Origin of the sequence: Haloferax sp. AB510 (assembly GCF_024136985.1) — an archaeon.
Taxonomy (GTDB): domain Archaea; phylum Halobacteriota; class Halobacteria; order Halobacteriales; family Haloferacaceae; genus Haloferax.
On the sequence record NZ_JAMYJY010000181.1, the window covers coordinates 1 to 3,422 of the forward strand.

Consider the following 3,422-nt stretch of genomic DNA (forward strand, 5'->3'; position numbering starts at 1 on the left):
GGCCGGGTCGACGGCGACGTACCGCGTCGGCTGGGTCGACTGCGCGCGGACCAGCCGGCGCGACCGAAGCCCGTTGAGCACGTCGTAGACCCGACCGTTCGGGACGCCGCTCGCGTCAGAGACGGTCGCGGCCGTCGCGGCACCCGTGGCGAGGAGCGTCCGGTACGCCTTCTCCTCGTAGTTCGACAGGCCGAGTTCGCCGAGTTCGGTCATAGACGGGATTCCCTCGCCCACAAGTTAGTATTTTGATATTTCTTGTTCGGCGCGAGCAACGGACCGCAAGTGGCGGGGGATTGCAGAACGCTCATCCGGGTCGTGGCGGGACCGACGAACATGAACCCGTACGTGTTACTCGCCGGCGCAATCGCGTCGGAACTCGTCGGAACGACCGCACTCAAACTGTCCGCGGGCTTTTCCAAGCCCGTACCGAGTCTCGGCGTGGTGGTCGGCTACGGTCTCGCGTTCTACCTCGTCTCGCTGACGCTCGAAGAACTCCCCATCGGCGTGGTGTACGGGACGTGGGCCGCGCTGGGCATCGTCGGCGTCGCGGCCATCGGCTTCGTCGTGTTCGACGAACCGGTCGACTTGACGGGCGTCGTCGGCCTGCTTCTCATCCTCGCCGGCGTCTACTGCGTCAACGTCCTCTCGGAGATGGCCGCACACTAAGGGCCGACGCGAAGGGACCGCGCCACCAGAGCTATCTGTCGGCTGGGGGATTACTGCCCGTATGAACCGCGAGAACCGCCTCGCCGTCGTCTTTCTCCTCCTCGGGGTTGCCCTCCTCGCGAACCCGCTGTACCTCTATCCTGACGGCGTCTCCTACGAGAAGACGTACACCTACGAGGCCTCAGCGGTGGACTACCTCCCGCACACTTCGGACGCGTTCTACCGGGTCAAATCGTGCGGCTGGAACCCCCTCCAGTCGGCGGAGTGCGCCGCCATCATCGACATAGCCCGCGGCGACCCGGTCGAACTCGAACTGGATCCGGACCGCGGCGTCGACCCCGAGTTCTGGTCGTTCGACTACGTCCGGGCTGACGGCCGCTACTTCGAACCGAACGCGACCCTCGACGGGCGAACCCTCACGCTCTCGCTCCACCCGGTCTCGACCGAGACGGTGAAACGAACCCTCGCGGAGGACCTCGACGAGTCGCCACCGTACGTCCGCGAGGCCATCCGAAACGGCAGTAGCACCGTGACCGAGTCGGAACTGTACGAACCGGAGACGCACTACGTCGCGTTCGAGGGCCGGTACTACGTCGTCGAACCGGTCGAAAGCGAGCGCGTCCCGACCGGTTGGGGCTGGAAAGCGCCCTCCGACGCGGCCATCGAGGCGATGCGACTCGCGGCGTGGATCGGCGGCGTCGCGTGCGTCTGGCGGGCGGGCGAGTGGACCGAACGCGGTCGCTGACGGCTGTGAGAAACGAGAGAGCGCGCGGGTCGGCTTACGTCCCGTGGGCCCAGCTACCCATGTACTCGCGCTGTTCGTCGGTCATCGAGTCGAATTCGATGCCCTCGGCTTCGAGCTTGATTTCGGCGACCTCGCGGTCCAGTTCGTCGGGCACGTCGTGGACGCCGGCGTCGTAGTCGTCGCCGTTCTCGACGAGTTCGCGGACGACGACGGCCTGCACGCCGAACGACTGGTCCATGACCTCGACCGGGTGGCCGAGCGCGATGGGCGACGCGAGGTTGACGAGGCGGCCCTCGGCGAGGACGTTCAGGCGGCGGCCGTCTTCGAGTTCGTAGGCGTCGACGCCGTCGCGGGCCTCGTACTCGTCGACGGCGAGGTCCGACAGCGCGTCGAGGTCGATTTCGATGTCGAAGTGGCCGGCGTTGGCGAGGAGAACGCCGTCTTTCATGTTCTCGAAGTCCTCGCGGGTGATGACGTCGCGGTTGCCGGTGGTCGTGATGAACACGTCGCCGACCTTCGCGGCCTCCTCCATCGGCATCACGTCGTAGCCCTCCATGTGGGCTTCGAGCGCGCGGCGGGGGTCGACCTCGGTGACGATGACGTTCGCGTTCTGGCCGGACGCCTTCTTGGCGACGCCCTTGCCGCAGTAGCCGTAGCCGCCGACGACGACGTTCTTGCCGGCGTACGAGAGGTTCGTCGTCATGGCGATGGTCGCCAGCGACGACTCGCCCGTGCCGTGGACGTTGTCGAACAGGCGCTTCATCGGCGTGTCGTTGACGGCGAAGACGGGGTAGTTCAGTTCGCCGTCCTCGTCCATCGCGCGCAGGCGGTGGACGCCGGTCGTGGTCTCCTCGGCCCCGCCGACGATGGTGTCGATGAGTTCGGGGTACTCCTCGTGGATGGTAAAGACCATGTCCATGCCGTCGTCGACCGTGACGGTCGGCTCGTGGGCGATGACGGCGTCGATGGCCGCGTAGTAGTCCTCCTCGTCGACGCCGCGGACGGCGTAGGAGGTGATGTCGTCGTTGGCGTCGAGCGCCGCTGACACGTCGTCGTGGGTCGAAAGCGGGTTGCAGCCGGTGATGGCGACTTCCGCGCCGCCGAGCGCCAGCAGTTCGACGAGGTTCGCCGTCTTCGCCTCGACGTGCATCGCCATGCCGACGACCTCGCCGTCGAGCGGCTGTTCCGACTCGAACTGCTCGCGGAGCTCCTGCAGGATGGGCATGTGCTGGAGCGCCCAGTCCATCTTGCGTCGTCCCTCGGTCCGGGCGGCCTCGACGTCGTCGAGGTGCTCGGAGACGGGAGCGTAGTGTTCGCTCATACCCGTGGGTTCGGAGAGGGGTCCGAAAACCCTACCGAAGGCGGTCGCCGCCCCCGAATCTACAAGTGTCAACGGAGAGATTGTACCGCCGAGGGTCGATGCTCGTCATAGATAACGGCAAGGCGGTCGCCGAACAGGAGCTGTTCGCGCTGATGAGCGCCCCCGCGGTTCCGGACCTCCTCCGCGTCGCCGACGAGCCGCTGACGGTCAAGGAGCTGAGCTGTCGGGCCGACGTGCCGCTGTCGACGGCCTACCGGGAGGTCAAGCGACTCCACGAGGCGTCGCTGTTCGAGAAGTCCATCATGGTCGACCACAGCGACGGGCGACACGTCGCGCAGTACCACCGGACGTTCGAGCGCATGGAGGTCAGCGTGACCGACGACGGACTGCGCATCGAGTTGGCCGGGTAGCGAGGTCGGAGATGATGCGGCGGAGTCGGAGGCGACGGTTCAGACGCGCTCGCGGAGCGATGCGACCGCCTCGCGGGCGCGGGCCATCACGGCGTCCTCGTCGAGCGTCAGCACCTCGCGGTCCCGCATCAGCACCCGCCCGTCGCAGACGGTGTGGCGAACGTCGGAGCCGCGGGCGGCGTACGCGAGGTGACTCACGAGGTCGTTCGCGGGCGTGAGGTGCGGCGCGTCGAGGTCGACGACGGCGAGGTCGGCCGCGCCGCCGACTTCGAGCGCGCCG

5 protein-coding genes and 1 pseudogene are annotated in these 3,422 nt (G+C 67.3%); 3 read left to right on the forward strand and 3 right to left on the reverse strand.

Annotation, left to right across the window (positions count from 1 at the left end):
* A partial coding sequence (locus tag NKF06_RS20110; protein ID WP_305882054.1) for a helix-turn-helix domain-containing protein occupies positions 1 to 213 on the reverse strand: 213 nt, incomplete at its 3' end.
* 120 nt (positions 214 to 333) lie between these two features.
* Between NKF06_RS20110 and NKF06_RS20115 the strand changes: the two genes are divergently transcribed.
* Together NKF06_RS20115 and NKF06_RS20120 are read left to right on the forward strand one after the other, a co-directional pair.
* Positions 334 to 666, forward strand: a complete 333-nt coding sequence (locus NKF06_RS20115; RefSeq protein ID WP_253246410.1) for an SMR family transporter — start codon at positions 334 to 336, stop codon at positions 664 to 666.
* Positions 667 to 727: 61 nt separating this feature from the next.
* Positions 728 to 1,411, forward strand: a complete 684-nt coding sequence (locus NKF06_RS20120; protein ID WP_253246411.1) for a hypothetical protein — start codon at positions 728 to 730, stop codon at positions 1,409 to 1,411.
* Between the two features lie 34 nt (positions 1,412 to 1,445).
* Here NKF06_RS20120 and NKF06_RS20125 read toward each other — a convergent pair whose 3' ends face one another.
* Complete coding sequence (locus NKF06_RS20125; RefSeq protein ID WP_058826866.1) at positions 1,446 to 2,732, reverse strand: adenosylhomocysteinase; 1,287 nt, start codon at positions 2,730 to 2,732, stop codon at positions 1,446 to 1,448.
* A gap of 98 nt (positions 2,733 to 2,830) precedes the next feature.
* Here NKF06_RS20125 and NKF06_RS20130 point away from each other — a divergent pair, with 98 nt between their 5' ends.
* Positions 2,831 to 3,142, forward strand: coding sequence for a helix-turn-helix transcriptional regulator (locus NKF06_RS20130; protein ID WP_058826867.1), 312 nt, complete (start codon positions 2,831 to 2,833; stop codon positions 3,140 to 3,142).
* A gap of 39 nt (positions 3,143 to 3,181) precedes the next feature.
* Here NKF06_RS20130 and NKF06_RS20135 read toward each other — a convergent pair.
* A pseudogene (locus tag NKF06_RS20135) lies at positions 3,182 to 3,422 on the reverse strand (amidohydrolase); the annotation flags it as partial.